Annotated in this window: 19 protein-coding genes; 7 read left to right on the top strand and 12 right to left on the bottom strand. The window is 69.4% G+C overall.

All coding sequences use genetic code 11. The features are described 5' to 3' along the window. Window positions 1-158: 158 nt before the first annotated feature. The gene (locus ACIP9D_RS19925) at window positions 159-2,108 is read left to right on the top strand and encodes a chorismate-binding protein (protein WP_350872930.1); all 1,950 of its coding nucleotides are present in this window, start codon (window positions 159-161) and stop codon (window positions 2,106-2,108) included. Between the two features lie 121 nt (window positions 2,109-2,229). On the opposite strand, the gene wrbA is transcribed toward ACIP9D_RS19925, so the two are convergent. Further along, entirely contained in the window at window positions 2,230-2,847 is a 618-nt protein-coding gene (gene wrbA / locus ACIP9D_RS19920) for an NAD(P)H:quinone oxidoreductase (RefSeq protein WP_350872929.1), read from the bottom strand. Window positions 2,848-3,199: 352 nt separating this feature from the next. Beyond that, on the bottom strand, window positions 3,200-3,586 hold the full coding sequence (locus ACIP9D_RS19915) for a hypothetical protein (protein ID WP_350872928.1): 387 nt from the start codon (window positions 3,584-3,586) through the stop codon (window positions 3,200-3,202). Between the two features lie 129 nt (window positions 3,587-3,715). Here ACIP9D_RS19915 and ACIP9D_RS19910 point away from each other — a divergent pair, with 129 nt between their 5' ends. Further along, entirely contained in the window at window positions 3,716-4,816 is a 1,101-nt protein-coding gene (locus tag ACIP9D_RS19910) for a winged helix DNA-binding domain-containing protein (protein ID WP_350872927.1), read from the top strand. Window positions 4,817-5,022: 206 nt separating this feature from the next. Here ACIP9D_RS19910 and ACIP9D_RS19905 read toward each other — a convergent pair whose 3' ends face one another. From ACIP9D_RS19905 to ACIP9D_RS19890, 4 genes are read right to left on the bottom strand one after another with little or no spacing between them, the layout of a single operon-like run. After that, window positions 5,023-6,231, bottom strand: coding sequence for a sn-glycerol-3-phosphate ABC transporter ATP-binding protein UgpC (locus ACIP9D_RS19905; RefSeq protein ID WP_350872926.1), 1,209 nt, complete (start codon window positions 6,229-6,231; stop codon window positions 5,023-5,025). A 9-nt stretch (window positions 6,232-6,240) separates the two neighbouring features. Next, entirely contained in the window at window positions 6,241-7,077 is an 837-nt protein-coding gene (locus ACIP9D_RS19900) for a carbohydrate ABC transporter permease (RefSeq protein WP_350872925.1), read from the bottom strand. Between the two features lies 1 nt (window position 7,078). Next, window positions 7,079-8,074: a sugar ABC transporter permease gene (locus ACIP9D_RS19895; RefSeq protein WP_350872924.1), complete on the bottom strand. Its 996-nt coding sequence runs from the start codon at window positions 8,072-8,074 to the stop codon at window positions 7,079-7,081. Beyond that, window positions 8,071-9,357: an ABC transporter substrate-binding protein gene (locus tag ACIP9D_RS19890; protein WP_350872923.1), complete on the bottom strand. Its 1,287-nt coding sequence runs from the start codon at window positions 9,355-9,357 to the stop codon at window positions 8,071-8,073. Before ACIP9D_RS19890 ends, ACIP9D_RS19895 begins: the two co-directional genes overlap by 4 nt. Window positions 9,358-9,675: 318 nt before the next feature. Between ACIP9D_RS19890 and ACIP9D_RS19885 the strand changes: the two genes are divergently transcribed. From ACIP9D_RS19885 to ACIP9D_RS19870, 4 genes are all read left to right on the top strand, one after another. Further along, window positions 9,676-9,972: a hypothetical protein gene (locus tag ACIP9D_RS19885; protein ID WP_350872922.1), complete on the top strand. Its 297-nt coding sequence runs from the start codon at window positions 9,676-9,678 to the stop codon at window positions 9,970-9,972. 7 nt (window positions 9,973-9,979) lie between these two features. Then, a complete protein-coding gene (locus tag ACIP9D_RS19880; protein ID WP_350872921.1) occupies window positions 9,980-10,684 on the top strand; it encodes a VOC family protein in 705 nt (234 codons plus the stop codon). 186 nt (window positions 10,685-10,870) lie between these two features. Beyond that, window positions 10,871-11,302 (top strand): hypothetical protein, encoded by a 432-nt coding sequence (locus tag ACIP9D_RS19875; RefSeq protein ID WP_350872920.1) that lies wholly within the window; start codon window positions 10,871-10,873, stop codon window positions 11,300-11,302. A gap of 47 nt (window positions 11,303-11,349) precedes the next feature. Further along, on the top strand, window positions 11,350-11,625 hold the full coding sequence (locus ACIP9D_RS19870; protein WP_350872919.1) for a hypothetical protein: 276 nt from the start codon (window positions 11,350-11,352) through the stop codon (window positions 11,623-11,625). A 14-nt stretch (window positions 11,626-11,639) separates the two neighbouring features. Here the strand turns inward: ACIP9D_RS19870 and ACIP9D_RS19865 are convergent, their stop codons facing one another. After that, window positions 11,640-13,484 carry an AfsR/SARP family transcriptional regulator gene (locus tag ACIP9D_RS19865; protein WP_350872918.1) on the bottom strand — a complete coding sequence of 615 codons (1,845 nt, stop codon included), beginning with the start codon at window positions 13,482-13,484 and terminating at the stop codon, window positions 11,640-11,642. A gap of 557 nt (window positions 13,485-14,041) precedes the next feature. On the opposite strand from ACIP9D_RS19865, the gene ACIP9D_RS19860 reads away from it, so the two are divergent. Further along, window positions 14,042-14,389 (top strand): hypothetical protein, encoded by a 348-nt coding sequence (locus ACIP9D_RS19860; RefSeq protein WP_350872917.1) that lies wholly within the window; start codon window positions 14,042-14,044, stop codon window positions 14,387-14,389. A 35-nt stretch (window positions 14,390-14,424) separates the two neighbouring features. Here the strand turns inward: ACIP9D_RS19860 and ACIP9D_RS19855 are convergent, their stop codons facing one another. The 5 genes from ACIP9D_RS19855 to ACIP9D_RS19835 all read right to left on the bottom strand — a co-directional run bounded on the left by ACIP9D_RS19855 (window position 14,425) and on the right by ACIP9D_RS19835 (window position 26,443). Continuing rightward, the gene (locus ACIP9D_RS19855; protein WP_350872916.1) at window positions 14,425-14,940 is read right to left on the bottom strand and encodes an SUKH-4 family immunity protein; all 516 of its coding nucleotides are present in this window, start codon (window positions 14,938-14,940) and stop codon (window positions 14,425-14,427) included. Then, the gene (locus ACIP9D_RS19850) at window positions 14,918-15,400 is read right to left on the bottom strand and encodes a hypothetical protein (RefSeq protein WP_350872915.1); all 483 of its coding nucleotides are present in this window, start codon (window positions 15,398-15,400) and stop codon (window positions 14,918-14,920) included. Before ACIP9D_RS19850 ends, ACIP9D_RS19855 begins: the two co-directional genes overlap by 23 nt. Window positions 15,401-16,095: 695 nt before the next feature. Further along, a complete protein-coding gene (locus ACIP9D_RS19845; protein ID WP_350872914.1) occupies window positions 16,096-16,410 on the bottom strand; it encodes a hypothetical protein in 315 nt (104 codons plus the stop codon). Window positions 16,411-16,691: 281 nt separating this feature from the next. After that, window positions 16,692-17,324, bottom strand: coding sequence for a hypothetical protein (locus ACIP9D_RS19840; protein WP_350872913.1), 633 nt, complete (start codon window positions 17,322-17,324; stop codon window positions 16,692-16,694). Further along, window positions 17,321-26,443 (bottom strand): DNRLRE domain-containing protein, encoded by a 9,123-nt coding sequence (locus tag ACIP9D_RS19835; RefSeq protein ID WP_350872912.1) that lies wholly within the window; start codon window positions 26,441-26,443, stop codon window positions 17,321-17,323. The genes ACIP9D_RS19840 and ACIP9D_RS19835 overlap by 4 nt, the downstream gene beginning before the upstream one ends. Between the last annotated feature and the right edge of the window lie 141 nt (window positions 26,444-26,584).

The raw sequence follows: 26,584 nt of genomic DNA, 5'->3' as shown, positions 1-26,584 counted from the left end.
GTGGTCGCATGCTCGCGCATCTGACCTGCTGGTGGCCCGCCGACCCGGCGGCCACCCTCCGCGCGTAGCTTTCCCACGCGGCCGCCCGACGAGGCGGTCGCCGGATCTCCCGGCCCCGGGGCCGCCCCGCCGGCGGCGCCCGGCCTCAGGAGACTCCGATGAACCACCTTCACGACCTGCTCGCCGCCGTGTCCGGCGGCACCGACCCGGGCCCGTTCGCGCTGGTCCGCCGCGCCGAAGCCGATGAGGTGGAGCTGTTCACCGGCCCGGTCCGCACGGTCGACCGGTTGTCCGAGATTCCGCTGCCCGACGGCGCACCCGGGCCTCGGACGCTGGCCCTGGTGCCCTACCGGCAGATCACCGAACGCGGCTTCGCCTGCGTCGACGACGGCGTGCCGCTGCAGTGCCTGCTGGTGACCGGGCACGAGCGCATCGGCCTGACCGAGACGCTGGCCGCGCTGCCGGACGCCCCCGTGCGTACCGCCGACGCGGCGTTCGACGTCAGCGACGACGAGTACGCCGCCACGGTGGGCCGGGTGCTCGCCGAGGAGATCGGCCGGGGCGAGGGCGCCAACTTCGTCATCCACCGGACGTTGACCGCGACCGTGCAGGGCCCGCCACTGGCGGCGGCGCTCGCCGCGCTGCGCCGACTGCTGCTGCGCGAGCGCGGCGCGTACTGGACCTTCGTGGTGTACACCGGCGACCGGGTGCTGGTCGGGGCGAGCCCGGAGCGGCACGTCAGCGTCGACGACGGCCTGGTGATGATGAACCCGATCAGTGGGACCTTCCGGCACGCCGGGGCGGCGCCGGACCGGGCCGCGCTGCTGCGTTTCCTCGCCGACCCGAAGGAGGTCGAGGAGCTGTACATGGTGCTCGACGAGGAGCTGAAGATGATGGCCACGGTCGCCGAGCACGGCGGCCAGGTGGTGGGCCCTTACCTCAAGGAGATGTCCCACCTGGCGCACACCGAGTACCTGCTCGCCGGGCGGGGCTCGCGGGACGTGCGGGAGGTGCTGCGCGAGACGATGTTCGCGCCCACCGTCACCGGCAGCCCGATGGAGAATGCCTGCCGGGTGATCGCCCGGCACGAGCACACCGGGCGGCGCTACTACGCCGGGGTGCTGGCCCTGCTCGGCCACGACGACGCCGGGCGGCAGACCCTGGACGCGCCGATCCTGATCCGCACCGCCGAGATCTCTCCCACCGGCGCGTTGCGGGTGCCGGTGGGGGCCACCCTGGTCCGGCACTCGACCGCGGCGGGCGAGGTGGCGGAGACGCACGCGAAGGCCGCCGGTGTGCTGGCCGCGCTCGGGCTCGGCCCGCAGGCCCCCGGCGCCGGCCGAGCGCCGACGGTCCGCCTCGCCGACGACCCGGCGGTACGCGCCGCGCTTGCCGCCCGCAACGCGCCGCTGTCCCGCTTCTGGCTGGACCAGCGGGCGCCGGGCGCCGCCGCGCTGCCCGGGCTGGCCGGCCGCACGGCGCTGATCGTCGACGGTGAGGACACCTTCACCGGCATGCTGGCCCACCAGCTGCGGGCGCTCGGTTTCGCCGTCACGCTACGGCCGTGGTCGGCGCCCGGCCAGACGGACGACCACGACCTGGTGGTGGTCGGCCCCGGGCCGGGCGACCCGGGCAGCGGGACCGAACCGAAGATGCTGGCGCTGCGCGGGCTGCTCGCCGGGCTACTCACGGCGGGACGCCCGGTCCTCGCGGTCTGCCTCGGGCACCAGCTGCTCGCCGGGTTGCTCGGCCTGCCCCTGCACCGGCGTGCGGCGCCGTATCAGGGCCTGCAGCGGGAGGTGCGGCTCTTCGGCACGCCGCGCCGGGTGGGCTTCTACGCCACCTTCACGGCCTGCGCCGACAGCGACCGGCTGGAGAGCGGGTACGGCCCGGTCGAGCTGGCCCGGGACACCACGGACGGTGCGGTGCACGCGCTGCGCGGCGAGGGTTTCGCCGGGGTGCAGTTCCATCCCGAGTCGGTGCTCAGCCCGGACGGGTTGGCCGTGCTGGCCGAACTGCTGGAGCGATTGCTTCCGGCAGCCGGCCCGTCCACGCCGGTGCCGACCGGGGTCACCGGCGCCAACCCGTCGGTGTCCGGGCCGGCATAGTCCGGCCCGAACGCGGGTACGGCTGGGTCGACCGGTGGCCGGACGGGTCGAGAGCCCCCGTCCGGTCACCGGGTCGACGTGCCGGCGGGTCGCCGGTTGCCGCCGCCGGGTCAGCGGCTGCTCAGCCGGCGAGGCCCTTCTTCAGCGCCGCGCCGATCTGCACGGCCCGGCGGGCGGTGAGCGCGGTGGCGGTCAGCGCGATGTCGTCCGGCGCGATCTCGCCGTTGTTGCTGGTGTGCGAAGCGCCGTACGGGTTGCCCGCGATGAACTGGCTGGTGTCGGTGTAGCCGGGGGTGACCACGACCCCGCCCCAGTGGTAGAAGACCGAGAAGAGCGAGGTCAGGGTCGTCTCCTGGCCGCCGTGCGAGGTCGCCGTCGAGGTGAAGGCGGAGTAGACCTTGTTGACCAGCGCGCCCTGCGCCCAGAGCGGCCCGGTCGTGTCGATGAACTGCTTGAGCTGGGCGGCGACCATGCCGTACCGGGTCGGTGAACCGAAGATCACCACGTCGGCCCAGGCCACGTCGTCGATCTGCGCCTCCGGCACGTCCTGGGTCTCCAGATGGTGCGACTGCCAGCCGGAGTTGGAGCGGATCGCCTCGGCGGGCGCCAGTTCACGCACCTTTCGCAGCCGGACGTCCGCGCCCGCGTCGCCGGCGGCCTCGCAGGCGGCCTGCGCCATCTGGTAGGTGATGCCGGTGGCGCTGTAGTAGATCACCGCCACCTTGGTCTGGGCAGCCATCAGATGTGTCCCCTTCCGACTCGGTCAGCTCCCGCGACTACCCGTCACCTGCCCCGACAAACGCCGCGCGACGTCGCTCTCCGTCACAAAGAAGTTGCTTGTTGTTACTCAAGATTTCCGCAAGTTCCGATGGGTGCCGGTCCCGGAGGCCCGGCGCTCGGGGATCCTGATCGCACCGGCGCCGGTGGGAGCCTGCCGCCGCCCCGCGTCGGTGAACCTGAACGGGGGATCGCGCTCCGCCGGCGATCAGGCCGGCGTAGCGCGATCAGGGGCTGCGGGGCGGCGACAGATAGGCGCCGCCACCCACGCACCCGTCCGGGACGTCCGGTCCCGTCATGCACTTCCCCAGGGATCAGGTGACCCGGCCGCGCAGGTCGTCGACCTGCTGCTGCAACCGGTCCACGGCCCCCTCGTTGTTGAGGAACGTGGCCACCCCCGCGATGAAGACCAGGCCGAGGATCAGCGCGAGGACGCTGAGCACGAGACCCCCGATGGTCACCCCCCGCCCGGTCACGCCTGGCCGGGCGGCCATCCGGAGCCCGAAGATGCCGACGATGATCCCGATGATGCCGAGGATGATCCCCGCCCACGCCAGGATGGCCGTCAGCGTGCACACCAGGGCGGCCACCCCGAAGACCAGGGAAAAGGTGGCAGCTGCACTGGTCTTGGCCGGGGTGCCCCGATCGGCCCGGGAACGGGCCGGCGCGCCGCCCCGCATCGGTTCGCTGGACGCAGTCATGGCTCTCCCTTCCGCACGCGCGACGCGCGCATTCCGCCGCGGCATCCCCACTCCCCAGGCCGATATGCCTCCCCGGGCGGTGTCGGTGGGCGGGCCTAGGCTGACGGCACCCCCGGGGAAAGGCGGCCAATGCCCGTGCAGCTCACGGCGAGCGAGGCGCTCGCCCTGCGGATGACCAGCCTGCTGTTGCGCTCCCATCCCACCGCCGCGCCGGGCACGGTGGCCGAGGTGGTCGAGTGGTTCGGCGCCCTGCAGGCCCAGGATCTGGCCAGTGGGCTCTGGTCACTGGGCGCCCGGCTGCCCGCCCTCACCCAGGTCGACGTGCAGGCCGCGCTGGAACGGCGGGAGGCGCTGCGCACCTGGCCGATGCGGGGCACCGTGCACCTCGTCCCGCCCCGCGACGCGGGCTGGATGCTGGCGCTCACCGGCGTACGGTCGCTGAGCGCCGCCGCCACCCGCCGCGCGCAACTCGGCCTCAGCGACGCCGACGCGGAGCGGGCGGTGGAGCTGCTCGGCAGCGCGCTGACCGGCGGGGGCCGGCTCACCCGGGCCCAGTGCCTGGCCACCCTGGAGGCCGCCGGCATCGGCACCAGCGGGCAGCGGGGCTACCACCTCCTCTGGTACGCGAGTGTGCGCGGGGTGACCTGTCTGGCGCCGACCGTCGGCACCGAGCAGACCTTCGCGCTGCTCGACGAGTGGGCGCCCGAGCCGCACCGGCCCGAGCGTGACGCCGCGCTCGCCACTCTCGCGCACCGCTATGTGCGCTCGCACGGCCCGGTCACCGCCCGCGAGTTCGCCGGCTGGACGGGGCTGACCCTCACCGACGCACGGCGGGGCCTGGCCGCGGCCGGCGACGCTCTCGCCACCGTGCGGGTCGACGAGGTCGAGATGCTGGTCGACGCCGCCCTGCTGGACGCGCCCCGAGCGCCGGTCGACGACCTGCTGACGCTGCCCGGGTTCGACGAATACCTGCTCGGCTACAAGGACCGCGGGCTCATGCTCGACCCGGCGCACCGGGACGCGGTCGTGCCGGGCGGCAACGGCGTCTTCCAGGCCACGGTGGTGCGCGACGGCCGGGTGGTGGGCACCTGGAAGCGCAGCATCGGGCGTGATCGGGTCACCGTCGTGGTGCGCCCGCTGGCGCCGATCGACCGGCCCCGGGTGGAGCGCGCCCTCGGCCGCTACGCCGAATTCCTCGGCCTGAAGCTGCGGGTCGACTGGCCGGCCTGACCCGCCGGCTCGATCTCATGATCCACGCCGGTTCGCCGATATCGCGGTAACCCCGCCGCCGGGACACCGCCACATCGGCGAACCGGAGTCGATCAGGCTCGGCCACCTCCACCCGGGTCGAGCCGCCGGCCCGCCTCCACGTGACCGCGGGCAACACGTGGGGCCGGTGGGGCTTCGTGCCCCGCCGGCCCCGCGTGTGGAGGTTCTCAGTCGGCGAGCGCGCCGGCGGCCCGACCCTCGTGCAGCGTGAGGTTGCGGCCGTTGGCCGGGTCGAAGAGGTGGATCTTCTCCAGGTTGAACCAGACCCGACGGTGCTGCCCCTCGGCCACCGGGGACTCCGCCGACAGGCGGGTCACCAGGTTGGCGCCCGCCCCGGTCAGATCGGCCGCGCCCGCGTCGGCGGCCAACTCCTCCAGCTCGGCGGCGCTGGCCCGCTCCCCCTCCACGGTGAAGTAGACGTACTTGTCCGAGCCCATCGACTCGACGATCTCCGCCGGCGCCTCGAACTCCATGCCCCGCCGCCGAGTCTCGTCGTCGACCAGCTCGGCGTCCTCGAAGTGCTCCGGGCGGATGCCGAGGATCAGCTCCCGGGGGGCGTCGGCGGCCTCCAGCTCGCGGCGGAGCCGGTCGCCGACGGGCACGTCACCCAGCGCGGTCCGCAGCCGGCCGTCCTCGACGGCGGCGTGCAGGAAGTTCATCGACGGCGAACCGATGAACCCGGCCACGAAGAGGTTGCGGGGGTGGTCGTAGAGCTCCTGCGGCGGGCCGACCTGCTGTACCGCGCCGCCCCGCATGATGACCACCCGGTCGCCCAGGGTCATCGCCTCGGTCTGGTCGTGCGTGACGTAGACGGTGGTGGTGCCGAGCTGCTTTTGCAACCGGGACACCACCGTGCGCATCTGCACCCGCAACTTGGCGTCCAGGTTGGACAGCGGCTCGTCCATCAGGAAGGCCTTCGGCTGCCGCACGATCGCCCGGCCCATCGCCACCCGCTGCCGCTGCCCGCCGGAGAGGTTGGCCGGCTTGCGGTCCAGCAGCGCGGTCAGCTCCAGCACCTTGGCCGCCTCGTCGACCTTGGCGTTGATGGTCTCCCGGTCCAGCTTCTGCAGGCGCAGGGGGAACGCCATGTTCTCCCGCACGGTCATGTTCGGATACAGGGCGTACGACTGGAAGACCATGGCGATGTCCCGGTCCCGGGGCGCCTTGTCGTTCACCCGGTCGCCACCGATGCGCAGCTCGCCGGAGCTGATGTCCTCCAACCCGGCGATCATGTTGAGGGTGGTGGACTTGCCGCAGCCGGAGGGGCCGACCAGGATCACGAACTCGCCGTCGGCGATCTCCAGGTCGACGTCCTGCACCGCGACGGTCCCGTCCGGGAACCGCTTGCTCACCTTGTCCAGCACGATGTCAGCCATTGTTGTCACCTATCCCTTGACTGCGCCGGAGGTCAGGCCGGAGACGATGCGGCGCTGGAAGAAGAGCACGAACAGGATGATCGGAATGGTGATCACCACGGCGGCGGCGCAGATCGCCCCGGTGGGGTCCTCGAACTGCGACTCGCCGGTGAAGAACGACAGCGCGACCGGCACCGTGCGGGACCGCTCGGTGGAGGTCAGCGAGATGGCGAAGAGGAAGTCGTTCCAGCAGAAGATGAAGACCAGGATCGCCGTGGTGAACAGGCCGGGCGCGGCCAGCGGCGCGATCACCCGCCGGAACGCCTGGCCCTGGGTGGCGCCGTCCATCTTCGCCGCCTTCTCCAGGTCCCACGGGATCTGCTTGAAGAACGCCGACAGCGTGTAGATCGCCAGCGGCAGGGCGAAGGTGATGTACGGCAGGATCAGCCCCGGCCAGGTGTCGAAGAGCCCCAACTGCCGCTCGATCTCGAACAGCGGCGACACCAGCGACACCTGCGGGAACATCGCGATCAGCAGCGAGACGCCGACCAGCAGCTTCTTGCCGGGGAAGTCCAGCCGGGAGATCGCGTACGCGGCCATCGCGCCGAGCACCACCGCGATCAGGGTGGCGATCAGGGCGATGCCGATCGAGTTGACCAGGGCCCGGACGAACTGGTCGGTGTCGAAGATCGTCCGGTAGTTCTCCAGCGTCCACTCCCGCGGGATGAACTTCCCGTCCGTGAGGGTGGCCGGGGTCTTGAACGACAGCGAGGCGATCCAGAGCACCGGGACCAGCGCGAAGACGACCACGATGACGTCCAGCAGGCCCCACCGCAGTCTCGCCCGGGTGGTGGTTTCGGTAGCCATCTCAACGCCTCTCGTCGTCCGAGCTGCCGGGGGCAGCGGTGCCGAAGAGCTTCACGAAGACGAACGCGATGATCGCCACGGTGATGAAGATCAGCACCGACATGGTCGACCCGATGCCGAGGTTCAGGCCCCGGATCAGGTTGTTGTAGGCGAGCATCGACACCGACGACGTCTCGTTCGCGCCGGCGGTCAGCACGAAGATGTTGTCGAACACCCGGAACGCGTCGAGCATGCGGAACAGCAGCGCGACCAGGATCGCCGGCTTCATAACCGGCAACATCACCTTGGTGAACCGCTGCCAGGACGTCGCCCCGTCGGTCGAGGCCGCCTTGAGCAGGTCCTCCGGTACCAGCGCCAGCCCGGCCATCAGCAGCAGCGCCATGAACGGGGTGGTCTTCCAGATCTCGGCCAGCATGATGATCGCCAGCGAGCTGGCCCGCTCGGTGAGCGGGGCGCCGTCGCTGAACACGTTGGCCAGATAGCCGGTGCCAGGCGTCCAGGCGTACCGCCAGGAGAACGCGGCGACCACCGTGACGATGCCGTACGGGATCAGCGCCGCGGTCCGCACGATGCCGCGCCCGACCAGGGTCCGGTGCATGATCAGGGCCAGCCCCATGCCGAGCACCAGTTCGACCGCGACGGTGACCACGGTGATCAGCGCGGTCACCCCGAAAGCTGTCCACCAGAACTCGTTGCTCAGCACGGTGGCGTAGTTCTCCAACCCGATGAACTCGCGCTCGTCGGGGAAGCGCAGGTCGAAGCGCTGCAGCGACAGCCAGACCGAGTAGATGATCGGGTACGCGGTCACCGCCAGCATGACCAGCGCGGCCGGCGCGCAGAGCAGCCAACCGAGCCGACGCTCGGCCTTCTTGTTCTCGCTCAGCGGCGGCCGTCCGCGCCGGCTGCGCTGCGCGGGCACGGCGGCGTGCCGGCCGGTGCCGGTCGCGGTCTCGGCGGCGGTCGCCTCGGCGCCGGTGGGCGTGGCGGGCAGGCTCACGGCAGCACCCCCTTCGACTGGAGCGCGTCGGCGATGGCGCCGCGCAGCTCGTCCGCGGTCTGCTGTGGGCGGATCCCCGACGGCGGCGACAGGATCGCCGACATGACCGTGGAGATGCTCTGGTACGCCGGGGTGAGCGGACGCACCGCCGGCTCCTTCAGCTCCTCGAGGATGGTCTCCTTCATCGGGTACGCCTCCTCCATCTCCGGATCGGCGTAGATCGACTCGATCGTCGGCGGCACGCCGTCGTTGATCGCCGAGAACTTCTGGTTCTGCTCGTTACGGATGCACTTCGCCGCCTCGAAGGACAGCTCCGGGTGCTTCGAGTAGGCGCTGACCGCCATGTTCACCCCGCCGATGGTGACCTTGCTCGGGGTGTTCTCGTCGATGCCGGGGATCCGGGCCCAGCCGACCTGCTTGGCCAGGTCCGGGTTGGCCTCCTGCATCGCCGGATAGACGAACGGCCAGTTCACCTGGAAGGCGCCGCTACCGGACTGGAACTCCAACCGGACCGGGTCCTCGGTGGCGTTGGTGAACGACGGCGACGTCACGCCGGAGGAGGCGAACTTCTGCAACTGGTCGAGCGCCTTCACCGTGCCCTCGTCCATCAGGGCCTTCTTGCCGTCGTCGCTGAGGATCTTGCCGCCGGCGCTCTCCGCCAGAGTGTTGTAGAGGACGACCAGGCCCTCGTACTGCGCGCCCATGGTGAGCACCTGGTAGGGCTTGCCCTGCCGCTTCAGCTCCTGCGCCGCGGCGATCATCTGGTCCCAGGTCTTCGGCGGGTCCGGTGCCAGGTCCTTGCGGTACCAGAGCAGCTGCACGTTCGTGTTCTTCGGCGCCGCGTAGAGCTTGTCCTGGTAGCGGGCGGTCTCCAGCGGGCCGGCCAGGGTGCCCTGCTCCACCTCGGCCTTGTCCGCCCCGGTCCACTCCCGGATCCAGTCAGCGCTGGCGAACTCCTGGGTCCAGGTCACGTCCAGACCGAGCACGTCCATGCCACTGTCCTCGGCGGCCAGTCGGCGGACCATCTGCACCCGCTGGTCGTCGGCCTGCCGCGGCAGCACCCGGTAGACGATCTCGTAGCGACCGCCGGCCTGCGCGTTGCAGTTGTCCACCACCTTCTGCAGGTTCTGCTCCGGCGGGTAGTACAGGTTGATCGTGGGCGTGCCGCCGTCCCCACCGGAACCGCAGCCCGCCAAGGGCGCCGCCAGCGCCACCGCGGCGGCGGCCGCGACCGCGCGCACCCGCGGTCGACGTCGACGTCCGGCCTCGTCAGGGTCGCTCATCACCCCTCCCCTCTGATCGGCCAACAGCCGGGGAAGGTCACCGTGCCCCGGCGCACGGCGAGACGGTCGGGCTCTGACCGGCGAGTGACGGACCCCGGACGTTTCGTGGTCCCAACACTGCCCGACCTGCGAAGTCGCGAAACCTGCCCGCGACGGGACCGGATGACGCGGCGGCGGCGTGCGCTGGATCACCTGCCGCTCGCACGGGCGATTCGCCGGCGCTCCCCGCACCAGGGAGACCGGAACAGGCCAAATCCCCCTTCGCGGGGAGTCGCTCGGCTTCGGCACGGGAGAGGCTGCGGCCATGACAGAGGCGAGATGGATACGGTCGACGCCCCCGCTCGCGGTTGTCTGGTGCACGGCGTACTCGGTCCGGCGCTGTTCCTCGGCGCGGGTCTGACCAGCTACTTCGGCATCGGCGGCGGGACCGCGGTGGCGACCGGGATGATCGCGCCGGACTGGTTCCTGGTGGTGGCGCTGGCCACCTACACGCTGTGGGGGGTGGGGCTGCTCGTCTCGGCCAGCTCCTACCTGGCTCTGACGAGACCGGAGTGCCCCGGTGGCCGCGCCTCGGCCGCACCGCCTCCAGCGGAACGTCGCACTCAAGCGGCATGATGTGCCGGTGATCGCTCGTTTCAAGGACCTCTGCATCGACGCGGCCGACCCCGCCCAGCTCGGGGCCTTCTGGGCCCGGGTGCTCGACGGGAGCGTCGTCGACACCGGTGACGGGGACACCCGGGTCGACGCCGGCCCGGACGGCGTGGGCCCCGAGTCGATCTGGGTGAACCGGGTGCCCGAGCCGCGTACCGTCAAGACCCGCGTCCACCTGGAGCTGCGCCTCGCCGGCGACGATCCCGCGGCGCTGCTCGCCGCCGGCGCTCGGGTGGTCCGGGAGCCCGACGACGAGATCGAGTGGTGGGTACTGGCCGACCCGGACGGCAACGAGTTCTGCGCCTTCGCCGCCCGACCGGACACCTCGCCCGGGCCGATGGAGCTGGTGGTGGACACCGTCGAGCCGCAGCGGCTGGCCCAGTGGTGGGCCGGCGTGCTCGGCGGTGCGGTCGAGATGACCGGCTGGGACGCGGCCTCGCTGGTCGGCGCGGCCAACTTCCCGTGGGACGAGTGGGTCTTCAACCCGGTGCCGGAGCGCAAGACGGTCAAGAACCGGATGCACTGGGACGTCGACCTGATCGACCCCGAGCCGACCGGGCTGATCCGGGCTGGCGCGACCCTGCTGCGTGAGCCGGACGACGCGATCAGCTGGTGGGTGCTGGCCGACCCCGAGGGCAACGAGTTCTGCGCCTTCGCGCCGCGTCCCACCCAGTGAGCGGCGGAGCTACCCAGCGCCGGCCGGTTGCATTAGCGTTTTCATAGCTCCGCTGCCAGCGCGTACGCCGTCGCCGTCGATACGCCTCCGGCCGACCCCCACCCGCCCGTTCGGTTGGTTCTCGCGGGAACTCCCTCCCCCGGTCCACCGGTTGGGCAGGATCGTCCGCAACGAGGAGGTGCCGTCGTGCAGGACACCCGCGCTCTCGCCCTGACATTCGAGGTGAGCGGCCTGCCACCGGTCAAGACCGAGGCGCTGTCCATCTTCGCCGCCGGGCACCGGCAGGCGACGAGGGTCCGCGCCCTGCTCGACGCGGCCTGCGCGGCGGCCCAGCGTACCGGCTGGACCCCGCTCTCCGGGCCGATCGAGGTGGACCTGGTTCTCCGCTGTCCGCCCGGGCACCGCACCTCCGACGCGAGCACCCTGCTCGGTGGGGTGTGCGCGGTGCTCCAGGACAAGAAGCGGGTCGCCACCATCGGCCTGGCCCACCTCGGCGTCCTGGTGGACGTCGCCCTCTACGACGACGACCGGCAGATCCGCCGGCTGTCGTACACCGAGGAACCGGCCGAGGAGTTCTCCTACCAGGTGCGGGTGGCCGCCGTACCGAACGTGGTTTGACCGACGACCGCGGCGGGGTACCGCGGACGCCGACGAAGGGAGCGCCGATGTCGGAGCCACATGTCACGCTCGACCCACGCGGGCTCGATCCCGTGCAGCAGAAGCTGCGTGGCCCGCTGGAGGATCAGCTGACCTCGGCGCTCCAGGCGGCGACCGAACGGGTCCGCGCCGGCTACGCTGGCGAGCCCGTCGAGCAGGTCTGCCAGCGGCTGCTCGACGAGACCCGCTCCGGGCTGCACCCCGACATCGCGGCCGGCTTCAACCCGGACATGGACGAGTTCTGCCGGGTCGCGGTGGCGATCGTCCGCGCCGACCACGCCTGATCGCCAACCGGTGCTCAGGCGGCGACCGGGTCGACCCGCCAGCCGGTCAACGGGTGCGCGGCGAGCAGCGCGGGCGGGCCGGCCAGCTCCGCCGCGTAGTCGCGGACCAACGCCGGCAGGCGGTAGCCGCCCGGGTCGGTCCGCTGGGCCAGGTGCGCGTCGACCAGGTCCTCCAGCGCGTGCCGCGCCCGCTGCGCGGAGACGCCGAGCCGATCCGCCGTCCGCTCGGGCAGCGCGGGCGCGTCCGGTGACTCGCCGAGCAGCTTGAGCAGACGACCGAGCAGCTCGTCGCCGGAGCGCAGCGCGGCGACCCCGAGGGCCAGGCTCGCCCGCACCGACAGGTCCTCGTAGACCAGCAGGTCCAGCCGATCACGGCGGTCGCGCAACTGGTCGACCAGCGCCGCCACCGACAGGTCCGGTCGACTGGCCAGCCGCGACCCGGTGATCCGCAGCGCCAGCACCGAGCCGGCGCAGAGCCGCACCAGCTCGGCCGTGGCGGCCGGTTCCGCCTTCAACCGGTCTACGCCGGTGAACGCGGCGACCAGCGCCCGCGCCCCGACCGCGCCGACCGGGCCGAGGGCCACCCGCCGAACGCCGTCGAGGCTGCGCAGCTGCCGCTGGCCGACGACGATCAGCGCCGGGCCGGGCCCGGCCGGGATCAGCGGCCGCACCTGCTCGGCCCCGGTGACTCCGTCGACCACCAGCAGGAGACGGTGCCCGGCAATCCGGGACCGGACCCAGCCGGCCCGTTCGTCGATGCTGGCCGGCACCTCGGCGGCCGGGACGCCGAGCGCGCGCAGCACCCGGGCCAGCACCTCGTCGGGCGTCACCGTCGGCCGATAGCCGAGGTCGACGAAGACCTGTCCCTCCGGGAAGTCGGCGGCCACCGCGTGCGCCGCGCGTACCGCGAGAGCCGTCTTGCCGCTGCCCGCCGGCCCGCTGACCACCACGGCGGCCGGCGTCGCGCCGGTCACGGCCGCGACCACGTCCGCGACCTCGGGCGTACGACCGACGAAGGTGACCAGGTCGGCCGGCAGCTCGCGGGGGACACTGACCACCGCCGGAGTGACCGGGGCGGCCGCGGCGACGACGACCGGGGTGGTCGGCGGGACGTGGGCCAGATCGGGTGACCGGTCGAGCACGGCCCGGTGCAGTCGGGCCAGGTCCTCGCCCGGGTCGATGCCGAGCTGCTCGTGCAGGGTGGCGTGCGCGTCCCGGTAGGCGGCCAGCGCGGCGGGCACCTCACCGCACCGGTAGAGCGCCAGCATCAGCTGCCCCCAGGCCCGCTCGCGCAGCGGGTGGGCCGCGAGGTGCCGCCGGACCTCCGACAACAGCGGTCGGTGCTCGCCGACGGCCAGCCGCGCCTCGGTCAGCTCCTCGAAAACCTGGAGCCGCTGCTCGTCGAGGCTCGCCCAGCGGTTGTCCAATGCGGTCCCGCGGGGGAGGCCGTCGCCGGCCTGGCCGCCACGCCAGCAGTCCAGGGCCGCGCGTAGCGGGTTGGCGGCAGCGTCAGGCTCGCCGCCGGCCAGCAGGCCACGCCCCTCCCCCGCCAGCCGCTGGAACTCGGTGATGTCCAGCTCGTCCGGTCCCAGGCTCAGCTCGTACGCGTTGGGACGGGCGATCAGCCGGTCGCCGAGCACGCGGCGCAGGGCCGCGGCGTGCGACCGGAGATTGGCCACCGCGGACGCCGGCGGCTCCTCCGTCCACACCATCCCGGTCAGCCGGGCCAGCGAGACGGGATGGTTGGCCTCCAGGGCGAGCCCGGCGAGCACCGCGCGCCGTTTCGCCGGGCCGGGTGTGGCGATCCGGCCGTCGACGCTCAGCTCCACTGTGCCCAGTAGCCGGATCTGAAGTTGCATGTCGTAGCTCCCCCGTTGCACCTTGAGCGCGCTCAGGCTAAACGGACATCGGAGCAGGTAACAAGCGATTCAACCGCTCGGCTATTGTGACGAGAGTCAATGTCCTGAGGCGGCGTGTCAGCGTAACGGGATCCCGTCGGCAAACGCTCCCACAGGTGCTCGCCCTCGACCTGCAACATCGATGGTCATCGCCGCATCGATGGCCTGCGCAACCGGTCCTACCCCGTCCCGAGCGGCGGGAAACTCGCCATGACGACCGGACCAATGTCCGGCGCCAGATCGTCCCATCAGCACACACCGCCGACGGCCCCACAGCCAACTCCCCGTACGGATCGGTGATCACCGCCGATCCGGCCGGTGACCTGGCCGTTCGGGTGGGCGGCGCTCCCCCTGGCGGCGCGCCCATCGTCCGAAGCCGCCGTCGCCTCCCCGGCACCGAGCACCTACCACGGCCCTCGTCCGCCGTGTGGCCGCCGGCACCTGCCTTCGGCTGCCGCCGCTTCCCCTGTCGGCCCACACCGGACGGCCTCCGGCGACCTGGCCCTACCCTCGGTGGCGTGCGCTACGAGATGGAGACGTACCTGCCGTACGCGGCATCCCGCGTCATCACGCTCGAAGAGTTGCCCGGCCTGTACGTCCCGGACCACGAGCCGGTGTTCGGCTACGATGACGGCGACGAAGACGTGCTGATCGTTTCGCTGCACGACGAGTTCAGCACCGTTTCGCTGCTTCACGACCGCACCTGGTACTGGCTGGCGGAGTCCCCGGCGGCGGAACTGGTGGAAATCCTGCTGTGCGGGCAGGAGGCGTGGGTCCCGGCCGGCGCGCTGGTGCGGCCGGAGACCGGGCTCGCCGCGCTGCGGCTCGCCCATGACGTGCCAGGACTCCTGACCGAGTTCAGGTAGCGGGAGCAGTAGCTACTCCCGCACGACCGGCCCGGTCAGGGGCTCCACCAATCGACGTCTTCGATCGCGAAGTCACCGACGGACACGTCGTGGACGAAGGTCTTCCAGAACGAGCCCACCAGCCCGTAGGTCGCCGGGTCGACCGCGGCGAACAGCGCCTCCAGTCGCCCCGCGACCGACACGAAGGCCGAAGGCTCCTCGGCAGACGAGTAGTAGGGGTACGCACGCTCCGACACCAGCAGGCACTGGGCGAACATCTCGATGGTGGCGTTGACCGGGTGGGCGTCGTCGAAGCCTTCCGCGCCGAACAGAACCTGCCCACGCTCGACGTCGAGGAAGAACTGCTCGCCCTCGTCAAAGCTGCCCAGCAGCACGCAGACCTGACCGCTCCGGATCTGCGTACGACCCGTCGGCTCGGCCGCCTCGAACAGCAGCGACCGCCGGGGCAGCCCCTGCTGGAGGAGGAACGCGCGGGCGCGCTCGTGACGGATGACGGCGGCCTGGTGGGACGACCATCTCGTGACGCTCTCAGCGTCCCAGCGCTTCGCCAACGATCCTCTTCTGGTACGCGATGGTTTCGAGGCATCTGGCGTTCTCCCGCTCCGCCTCGACGGTCCAGATCGGCAGCCCCTCCCGGTCGAGAAGGCCCTCATAGCAGGAGGAGAGAACGCCGTGGAGAACCTCGCCGGTCAGGCCCTCGGGCGCGTCGACACAGGCCAGGATCGCCGACATCAGGTGCGCCGTACCGGGCTCGTCCGAACTGTCGTAGACGTCTTCGTACGCATCGAGCATGTCCTCGGGGAGGATCATCTCGTCACAGCCGGCCCGGACCGATTCATGGCCGATCCTCAGCCCCTCCGCCAGGTAGCTCCGGACCTCCGCGTCCTCGATCTCGCCCGCAGCCTGAAGCGTCCAGTCCAGCACCGACACGGCCACAGCAAGCCTCCGCGCAGGCGGGATGGTCGGAAGCTCATCCCGCAAGGGCTTCATCTCGTAATCCCACAGCAGCACGCTGTCCTCCAAACGTGGTTGATCCCGGTTAGGACATCCCGCCGGCCGAACCATCGGCCGCACGGGCCGACGTCACCGCCGATAGTGTTCGTACAGCAGGCGCAGCCGCTCACGCCCGCGGCGTCGGGCGGACTCCCGAAGCTCGTCTGCACTTCCCCCGTCGAGCAGACGCTCGACGTCCTCCGCCTGACAACGCTCCTCCAAGTCGAGCACGAGGTGATGCCCGGTCCGGGCCCCGATCCTGAAGGCACCGTTCCGCGCCGCCGCGGAGCACTCCGCCAGACCGTCAAGCGATCGCCTTGCAAGCATCCCCGACGCCGAGTGGAGGACAACCGCTGCGTAGAGAGCATGAGCAGCAGACCCCTCAGGCTCGTCCCCGAAGCGCATCTCGCGCATCCCCTCGAGACCGGATCGGGTCGACGAGTACCGCGCGACGTCGCTCGAAAGCGGCGCCACAACAATTCCAACGCCTCGTGGTAGCGGTCCAGGTCATCGCGCCGATCATCCTCGGACACCGCCCAGAAGAGCACCCCGCAGGCCCGCTCCGCACATGCGGCGGCGAACAGGGCCGCCTGCTGGAGGGAAGCAACGCCCTCGAACTGATCGGCGTTCATCAACAAGCACACCTAGCGATCCGACGTGCCGGCGGTCGGCCAGGGCTCCGACCCACCGCAGCATCCCGTGTCGGCGTCCACCTAATCCTGCGCCGCAGTGCGGACGAGTTGCTTCTGATACTCGATCGCACGCATGCAGTTGGGGTTCGCACGCTCGACGTCGAGGACGACAGGTTCCGCGGTTCCCAGCGGGAGTTCCGGCAAGTCCTCACAGTCACGGATGACGTCGTAGCAGGCCGACATGATCGTCCGCGTGAAGTCCACCGTGACGTCCTCCGCCGGTACTCCGACAGAGTCACTCAGCGCGACAAAGAGCTGCCACAGGTCTTGAAGCTCGACCTCGTCGGCCAGTTCTGACAGCTGGTCCTCAAGTTCCTCCAACTCCTCAGACTCCACATCCGGTGGCGACCCCGCCGCAGCAGCGCGCACATAATCAAGCGCTGCATCGACGGTGTCACCGGTCTCCCCTTCCAGCAGTCACGCCACGGCCATTCGTGAACGGCTGGGCGGCCGACGAGGGAGACCCTCGTCGGCCGCTCGGGCGGAGCTGAAAAAATCATCAGCCACCAGCTTGGCTCCGCCGGCCCGGACCTCAACCTCACCGCCACCGGCAGCTGGCCAAGCTCACGTACGACGGTGCCCACCCCGCTGGTTGCGGGGTGGGCACCGTCAACAGGTCAGGAGCGACCGGCATCCTCGTCCGAGTAGCCGTTGGCGATCACCGTGGCATAGGGCCGCGCGAAGGCCTCGCTGCGCGGGAGAAGGCGTTCAGGACCGAGATCCTCCACCTCCCGCACCATTCTCATGTCGCTCAGATCCGACCGTCGGATCTCGCTCTCCAGGCGCAGGAACTCGGCAGCGTCCTCGTCCTCAGAAGAAGACTCGGCCGCCATCTCTTCAGCCGCCTCCGCAAGTTCCTCGGCATGTTCGAAGGCGCGCCTCAACCGTTCCAGGTCCTCTGGTGCCGCCAAGGAGTCAAAAACCTCCGTTGCCAGCACAAGATGGTCGACGATCTCCGTTTCGAAAGGCGGGCCGTCCGGATCGCTAGCCTCCAGAACGCGCTCGACCAGTTCTCTTACAGGTCGAACTTCTTCGGTGGACACTCCGGAACCGGTGATCGCCTCACGGTGGACCCGAGAGCCGAAGGCCAGCACCTGTGACAGCGCCTCCCGATGTTGTTCGAACCAGGGCGAAAACTTCGGATCCTGATCGAAGCCGAAGTATCGGACGAGGACCAGGGCGACAGCACTCTGTCGACCTGCAGGGCCAAGCAGAGACGCCTGGCGCATGTCCTCCTCCAGATCTGTCACTTGAACGTCCTTTCGCCCTTGTAGTTGAACATCCGACCGAGGTACTTGAGCCTGCCCAGGAACTTCGGGCCCGTCAGAGACATCCCCCGGTCACGTATTGAGTTCTCACAGGGAGGACAGACATTGCGGTTGGCACCGCCCCCGAGGAATGTCCAGCCCTGTTTGTCCATGTAGCTCAGAGCCGTCATCTCAGCATGCCCCTTGCCATTGGCAAACACATCGCCAGCATCGGCGTCCAGCTGGTTCTTGATCGCCTTGGGCACGTACTTACGGTTCGAGGCGACAATGGTGCGGATGTCACCCGCCTGGTCGCGAGCGAGAATCACCGCCGTCGTGTCGTTCTCGTAGGCCCATCCGCCCTTCTCCTTCGAGGGGTCCTTCAGCCCCTCGTGGAGCTGCTTCGCCCGGTCACCGGCGAGCTCATCATAGTCAGGGCATTCGTTGTGGACCAGGACGGTCTGGCCACCGGCGAGGACGTAGTAGTTGTGGTCCGCATCGACGGTGAGGTTGTAGACACGTGCAGAGCGCTTCTCGTGCTCGACAGCGGTGATCTGCACCCAGACGCCGGAGGACGCCCGCAGCCACATGCCCGGCTTGAGCGTGTCCGCGGTGACCCAACGCCCGGAGTCCGGCAACCAGTAGTGGTGACCGGCCGTTGACGTGACCTTGCCGGTAGCTTGGCCATCACGGCCGTCGGTGTCGAGCGTCAGAGTGACGAGCTTCTTGTCACCCTCGTGGTTGCGGGTGTTCGTGACCTCACGGTTCCGGGTGGCACCCGACTCGACATCCGTGGCCTTGATCCAGTCGCCCTCCTGCAGGTCCTCGATGGCCGTGGTCGAGCCGTCTGCCATCAGCACCCTCGTACCGGGTACGAAGCTGTTGACCTTGCAGCTCGGACCCGACGGTGTCGTGTCCTTCGGTTTGGGCGCGCCGGTCGAGGGCGCTCCCTTGGCACCAGTAGTGACGGCCTCGGCGCCGTTCTTGACGTCCTTGGCGGTGTCGATGCCCTCGGCGATCCTCGTGCCGGTCTTGGCCAGCTTCGCCGCGGCCACCGCGTTACCCGCCAGCGGGATCGCGGACGCCATCGACAGAGCGGCGTCGACGTAGTTGCCCTCGGCCGCGTACCAGATGCCGTTGGCGACGTCGGCGACCTCACCGACGACCGGCACCATGCCGACCACGTCCAGGGCGGCGTGACCGATGTCCGACCACGACATCCCGAACAGGTGCCCGTCCAACTCCACGAAGCTGATCGGGTTACCGCCGGCGAAGGAGTACCGGTTGCCCGTGAACGGGTCCATCGCCAGACCCATGTCCGCCATGGCGCCGCCATAGGTGTCCCGCGTCAGGAACCGGTTCAGACCTGGGTCGTAGTTGCGGAAACCCATGTCGTACGTACCGGAGCCCGAGTCCCACCGGGAGGCGTTGAACCGGAACGCGTTGTACGGCTCCTCACCCTCCGGCGTCGCACCCGGCTTGTCCACACCGGTGAACTGCGACTCGTCGTCCTTGCCGTACGCCGTGTAGCCGTACGTCGCCCGGGTGTTGCCGTCATCCTTGGTGATACCGACGACGTCACCGCGGGGCCGGTAGATGAACTGCGAGTACTCCCGGCTGCCGTCGTCCTTGTGCTTGACCTGGGTCAACTGCTGACCCCACGGCGCGTACTGGTACGACTTCTCCGCCTTGCCGGCGACCTCCTCGCGCAGCACCTGGCTGTCCATCCCCAGGTACGTGAACAGGGTGGTCTTGTCGCCCTTCGTCTGCGACACCGTCCGGTCGAACGGGTCGTACACGTAGGTGGTCGACTTGGCGTTCGCACCGATTCCCGCAGTGGTCTTCACCGTGCGGTCGAAACCGTCGTAGTAGTGCTTCTGCGTCCGCTGACCGCCGATCGACACGGTGTCGAGGCGACCCAGCGGGTCGTAGTTGTACGTCTGCGTCACGCCACCGGTGGTGGTGGAGTGCAGCCGGTTCCGGTCGTACTTGCTGGTGCTCGTCGTGCCGGCGACCGTCTGCGAGACCGTGTTGCCGTTGGCGTCGTAGACGTACGTCTCCGTCGACGTGCTGTCTCCGGTCTTGTCGAGCTTCGCGATCCGGTCCTGCGGGTCGTAGCTGAAGACGTACGTGTTGTCGATGTGGTCCGACGCGTTGTCGGCGTTCATCAACTTGAGCACGTCCCGGGACGGGTGCCCGTTGGCCTGGTACTCCAGCGTGTGCTCCGCGACGGTCGCCCCACCGGAGGTCTTCTCCAGTTGGTGCTTGGTGGCGCCGTCGAGGTAGTACTCGAAGTCCACGGTGTTGCCGTTGGGCTTGGTCTGCTTGAGCATCTGCCCGCGGGCCGTGTAGGTGAACGTCGAGATCTGCTGGTTGCCCGCCGTCGGCGAGTCGGCGTTGGTCACCTTGGCGACCATGTCCCGAGCGTCGTACTCGATCTTCGACCAGGTGAGGTCGTGGGTCGAGGTGAGCGGGTTGCCGTTGTCGTCGTAGGTGAGCGCCGTGGTGTTCTTCGGCGTCGTGTCGGTGGCCCCGACGAACTCCTTGACCGACGAGATCTGGTTCAGCTGGTCGTACGCGACGTCGTACCGGTTGATCTTCGCGCCCGGGCTGAGGTCCTTGACCTCGACCAGCATCCCGTTCGGGTTGTACCGGTAGGTGAACTCCTTCTTCTCGTTGTCCACGTCACCGGCGTTGTCCCGCACCAGCTTGACCGCGTCGGCGAGCACCTTGCCCGTCGCCTGGTCGGTGACGGTGATCTTCTGGACGCCGTCCTCGGTGAACGGGTAGCTGCCCAGGCTGATCCAGGTGCCGGTGTTCTGGGTCTGGTTCACCGTCTTGACGACGCTGCCGCCGTTGTGGGTGATGGTGAACTTCGCGTCCGTTGCCGCACCGCTGACCTGCGGATGCCGGACGAACACCTCGTAGCTGCCGTCCCGCGGGATGGTCAGCTGCCAGTTGAACTGCGCCGACCCGCTGCCCGCGGGCGCGGTGGCCACGTCGTAGCCGTAGTTGCCGGTCGCGGCGCCGCTGGTCCAGGTGCCCTGGGTGGCCGTGTTCTGGGAGTCCGAGTTGTCGACGAGGACAACGTCCTTGCCGACCGGTAGGCCGTCCTCCGACCGCCCCTTCTCATTGCCGGACGGGTAGAAGTCCCAGGTCATCGTCCGGGTGGTCGACCCACCGGCCGAGCTCAGCGTGTTCTTGGTCTGCTGGCCCAGGTCGTTGTAGTCGTACGAGTTGACGATGTCCCACGGGTCCTTGGACGTCTTCGTCCACCCGTTGTCGTAGTAGGTGTACTCGGTCTCGTTGCGGACGCTCTGCCCGTCCGACGGCGGCGCGCTGACCTTCGCCAGGTTGCCGATCTCGTCGTAGGTGTAGAAGGTCTTGTCCGGCGTGTTGTAGCGGCTGTCGTCCTTGTCATAGGACGACCACTCCTCCTTCTTGCGGTTGAGCGCGTCGTAGAGGGTCACCACGGCGAAGTCGTCGGCGTCGTCGGCGGTGTCCACACCGCGCGGCGTGATCGCCTTCGTCTGGTTGCCGACCTGGTCGTACTCGTACTTGGTCGTCCGGTAGACGTTGTTGCCGGAGGCGTCCTTCTTGTGCGGCACCTTCGACTCGACCAGCGCGCCGCGGGCGTCGTACTGCGCCAGCGACTCGTTGCCCTCCGCGTCGGTGGTCCCGAGCGTCAGGCCGTCCTTGTCGTACCGGGCGGTGGTGAACTTGCCGAGCGCGTCGGTGGTCTTGACGACCCGGTGGTTCCAGTCGTACTCGTACTTGGTCGTGAAGTCGGCCGCCGCGCTGGCGGTCTTCTTCGCGTCGTACAGGACCGTGACATTGCCGACGTTGTCGTACTCCGAGGCCACCTTCTGACCGAGGCCGTTGACGACCTCGATCGGCTGGTAGATCGCGTCGTACTTGGTGGTCGTCGTGTAGTCGCCGACCGTGGAGGTCAGGTTGCCCTGCGGCTCCGTGACGGTCAGGACGTTGCCGACCTTGTCGTACGTCGTGGTGGTCTTGCGCTCCGGGTCGGTGGCCACGTCCTTCGGCGCGTACGACTCGGTGACCTGGTCGGCCCGGTCGTAGACCGACGTCGACTCCGCCCCGTTGGTCGCGTACGCCGTGGTGATGTTGTCGTTGGCGTCGTACACCGGGGCCTTGGTCGTGATGAAGCGGTTGTTCGCCGCGTCCATCGGCTCGACCTTGGTCTTCGGCCGACCGAACGTGTCGTACGCCTGGGTGACCTTGGCGTTCTTGCCGTTCTTGACCTCGAGGGTGTTGCCCCGGTCGTCGTAGGTGAAGTACGAGAAGCCCGGGCCCGGGTCCTCGATCTTCGTCGGGTAACCGCTGGCGTGGAAGGGACCGTACTTGGTGGTGTTGCCGTTGGCGTCCTTGGCGGTGAGGAGCTGACCCCATTCGTCGTAGGTGTTCGTGCTCGTGTAGTCGCCGGCGGTCGCCGTGGTGTTGCCCACCGGGTCGGTGACCGTCTCGACGTCACCCTCGGCGGTGTACGTGAAGGTCCACTTGCGGCCTTCCGAGCTGGTCTTGGTGATCACCTCGGCCACGTAGCCGTTGAGCTGGCGCTGGTAGGCCAGCGCCGTTCCCGGCCAACCGTTCTTGACCGCCTCGGCGTCCCTCATCGAGGTCGGGTAACCGGTCTTGGGGTCGTACGCCCAGGTCGCGACCGCGCCGTTGGCTTCCTCGATCCGGACCACGTTGTGGTCGTCGTCCCAGCCGAACTTCGTGGTCTCGTTCTTGGCGTTGGTGGTCTGGTAGGTCCGCCCGTAGCCGTCCATCTGGTAGGCGGTGGCGTGGTTCTCCGCGTCGGTGACCGTGGTGTTGATGTTGTTGCCCTGCGGGCCGTCCGGGTCGACGTAGGCGAACTGGGTCAGGTAGCCGAGCCGGTCGGTGTACGACTTGGTGGTCCAGTGCCACTTCGGGTCGTCGCCGGCCTGCGGGTAGTTGTAGACCAGGTTGGTCGAGTAGTTGGCGCCGCTGGCACTGGCCCGCGGGTCCGTGATCTTGACCAGCTTGACGTTCTTGTTGCCCTGGGTCATGTCGTAGGCGAACTTGAACGTCTTCGGCGCGCCGTCGGTCGAGCCGGCACCGTCGATCAGCTCACCGAGCAGACCCTTGTCGGTGTACGCGAAGGTCAGCTTCCGCCCGGAGATGTCGGTGATCTCCGAGATGTGGTCGATGATCTTCGGGTTGGTCAGGCCGGTCCCGGTCTTGCGGGTCCAGGTGACATCATCGATGTAGTCGAAGGTCTGACCCTTCGCGAAGTACTCGATGGTCAGGGTCTTACGGTTGGTCGCGTCGAGGATGTACTTGAGGAACTTCGTCGGCTTGTTGTTGGACTTGCGCTCCTCGTACACGAAGCGCATCTCGTTCTGGTTGTTGTCCACGATGCTGGACAGGAAGCCCTCGCAGTCGTAGAAGAACTGCGTCCGGTCCGGCCGGGTCAGCACCCACGCCTTCGGCTCCTGCGTGTTGGGCTTGCAGTCCACGCTGCTGTACTTCTGCAGGTAGAGGTGCACACCCTTCGGGCTCTTCCACTCGTTCGCCGCCGCGTCCCAGGTGAACCAGTGGCTCGTACCGTCACCGTCGGTCAGCGTGACCTTGGTGGGGTTCGGGTTCGGGTGGAAGTCCAGCGGCGTGCCCAGGCGCATCAACGACGACGCCTGCAGCGACCAGCCGAAGCCGGCCACGGAGTCGCTGGTGTCCAGCGAGTTGTACGCCAGCCGCACGAACGTCGACAGCCCGCGGGACGGGTTGTTGATCGCGTTGTACGACCACACCGTGTTGCCGGAGTAGAGGTTGTTCATCAGCGAGCCACCGGCGCCGGTGTTCTTCCCCGCGTACGAGTAGAACTTCTCCAGACCCAGCTGGTCGGAGGTCGGCTCCTCCACCGCCACGTTCTGCGGCAGCGGCTGGATCGCCGGAGTGGTCTCCGACAGCTTCTTGCCGGTGAGCTTGTTGCGCAGATCCCACTGCAGCACGTAGTCGGTGCGCTTGTTCCCGTCCGTCGACGACGGCGGGGTCTTCACCTGCGCGGCCACATCGACCGTGCCGCCGGCCGGGACGCTCTTCGGCAGCGCGGTCTTCAACTCGAAGGTGGCGTCCGCGCCGTCGGTGATCCCGTCGGGCCGCTTCCAGTCGTAGGCCAGCTCCCAGTCGGTCGGGTTCCACGCCGCCAGGGTCGGGTTCGACAGGGTCACCGGCACCGTGTACGTGGCGTTCGGCGTCGTCAACGCCGGCGTCGAAGCCGCGTAGTAGGTCGACTCGGCATTCTGCTCGAGGTAGGTGACCTCCAGCGTCGGGCGCAGCAGCGGCTCCTGCGCCTCGGACGACAGCAGCATCGCCCGCGCGGTCTGGTTGACCTCGTCGCGCTGACGCAGCAGCAGGCCGTTGTTGCTGGTCGGGGTGGTCACCCAGCCCTTCACCGCGGCGGTGATGTCCCAGCTCGCCCACTCCGGGTCGTTGGTGAACCCGGTGGTGCCGGCCTTCCAGGTGGTGTCGTAGTCGCCACCCGCCGTGGTCCACGCGTTGACACCGTCGTAGGTGTTCCAGGTCGCCTTCGTCTCGGTGAACGCCCGCTTGAGCTTGTAGACGTCGACGTACTCGTCGGTGTCCGTGCCCGGGAACAGCGACGTGTTGTACAGCCGCAGGTCGGCGTCGACGACCTGAGCGTCGGTCGGGATCCCGGTCAGCGTCGGGAACTTCACCAGACCGTGGGTGTCGCCGTAGTAGGGCGAGTTGTTGCCCGGGCTGACGTACGGGTCACCGTCGTAGACGTCCACGTTCTCCGTCGGCCGGCTCTGCGCCAGCGTGGTGTCCGTGGTGCCCGTGCGGTAGATCCGGGTGATCTGACCCGCCTTCGGCAGGATCGCCGACTGCGTCGGACCCGCGATCAGCCGCCCGTCCTTGGTCTTGACCGCGACCATGTAGTAGTAGAACTTCCGCGCCAACGGGTCGGTGTTGTCCGCCGGCGTGGGGACCGCGGTGGTGTCCTGATAGGTGCGGGTGGTGCTGGAGACCGGCGCGACCAGGGTGGCCGCCGACGGCGTGTACTCCTGGAAGATGCTGCGGTGCACCTGGTACTCGGCGATGTCCGTGCCCGGGTAGGCCGGCCAGTCCAGCACCGCACCGGTCGAGGTGATCGTGGTCGGTGGGTTCACCGCGATGCCCGGGGTGCCCCAGGTGACCACCAGCTTCGGCAGGTTGTAGTCCCGCCGCGCGTTGTTGTAGGCGAACTCCGACGCCTCGAAGATCGGGCCGCCGCGGCCCTTCTTCGCCTCGTCGACCGCCTTGACCATGAAGCCGTAGTTCGGCTGGGACTTGTTGACCCACTCCTGCACGGCGTTGCGGACCGGGAACGAGCTCCAGACGTTGGAGACCGCGGCCTTCTTGGTGGTCACGCCCCAGCGGGTGAAGCGGACCGCGTCCGCGATCACCGACTTGCCGAGCACGTCGCCGAGGACGACCTTGCCGGTGGTGCCGGCGACGAACGGGTGTACGCCGAGGGTCTTCCACTCACCGAGACCGCTGCCGGTCTGGTCGACGTTGTAGGTCTTGGACCCGCCGTTGTAGTAGACCGTGTAAGGGGCGTTGGTTGGCCGGTCCGCCTCGGAGACGTAGTGGACCTCGACCTGGTAGTCACCCGACTCGGTGATGGTCGGCACCCAGGTGTGGGTGTTCCCGGCAGTGGTGTCGCTGTTGTAGCGGTAGTCGCCGTTGATCGCCAGCGGCGTCAGATCGGCGTTGGCCGAGTACGGCCAGGTGCCGCTGATCGACGTGCCGGAGTCGCCGTCGTCCTTGGTGACCATGTTGCCGGCCGGCTGTGCGGCCATGTTGGCGTTCATGTTCGACCAGTTCGCGGTGCTCTCCGTCCACGGCTGGGTGACCCGCCGGGCCTCCATCGCCACGTCGAAGCCCCACGCGTGGTGGGTCTGCGAGTAGTACATGTCGAGCCGCGCGTCGTCGATCGGCGTGTTCGCCGGGACCGAGCTGACGTCGAACTTGACCAGGGACCGCCACGACTGGGAGGCGTCCGTGCCCACCTTCAGCTGGTAGGTGTCGTTGTAGTTCGTGGTGGTGGCGCCGGAGTAGATCGCGACGTCCTGCGCGTCGGTCGGCACCGGCTGGACCTTGATGGTCGGGTCGACCACCACCGGGTACACCCGCGCCGAGTCCGCCAGCCAACCCGCGTCGGGGGTGACGGTGACCGTCGTGGTGGCACCGGACTGCGTCACCTTCTGGGTGACCTTGTCGCTCCACACCTTGCCGTGCGGCGAGGCCTTGTCGTCCTTGTCGTCGAACATGAACGGCGCGGGCATCTCGAAGTACGTCCGGCCGCCGTCGCGGCCGACGAACGCGATCGAGCCGTCCTCGCGCTGCTGCGCGACCAGCCCCGCGGTGTCGAGCGTGAACGTGTAGGACACCGGCGCGGCCGGGGCCTTACGCAGGACGATCTTCTCCTTGAGCGCGGTCGACGTGACGTCGTAGACCACGTCCGCGCCACCGGCCACGCCGGGGTAGGTCACCGTCGAGCCGGACACCTTCGGCGTGACCGCCTGCGGTGCGCCCGCCAGCCCCAGCTCGATGCTGCGGCCGTCCTGCTCGAACCGGGCCAGCTCATCCGAGCTGTCCCCGAAGAGGCTGGTGAAGGCGTTCGTCCGGTTGCCCTGGACGTAGCCCCTGTCGTTGGTCGGCCGGACGGTGGTGTCGATGGGCTGGTAGCGGCCCTTCGAGTCCTTGTAGTGCACCGGCACCGCGGAGATCTCCGCCTGCGTGCGCCCGTCGGACAGCTGGTAGGTCTTGCCGTTCGCCGTGCGCTTGCCGGTCAACTCCTTGACCCGCTTCTGCGCCGGCCACGCCTTGCCCGCCGGCGTGTTCTCCTGCACCGACAGCCCGGCGCTGATGACCTCCGGCCTGGGCCGGTCCGGTCCGTCGCCGACCAACCCGCGGGCGGCGCCCCCGAGCCGGTCGAGCAGGCCCTTTCCGTCGTCGTCGGCGCTCGCGGCGCCTTCCGGTCTCTGTTCGGTCAGGACCTGCGTCCCGCCCATGGTGGCCGCCAGGGCCACCACCAGGGCCGCGATCAGCGGTCCCCGTAGCTTTCTTCTCACCCGTTACCCTCCGGTCAAGGGCCAATACGTCGGGTAGAAGCTAGGGAGAGGACATACACCGACAGCTATCGTCCGGCTATCGTCCGGCTATCTCGCGACGGTATCGGCGGCCGGGCACGACGAAGGGCCGCCCCGATGTGC

This window comes from Micromonospora sp. NPDC093243 (assembly GCF_044753725.1).
Lineage (GTDB): Bacteria > Actinomycetota > Actinomycetes > Mycobacteriales > Micromonosporaceae > Micromonospora.
The sequence above is the reverse complement of the archived record's forward strand: the minus strand, read 5'-3'. Positions and strand labels throughout refer to the sequence as shown.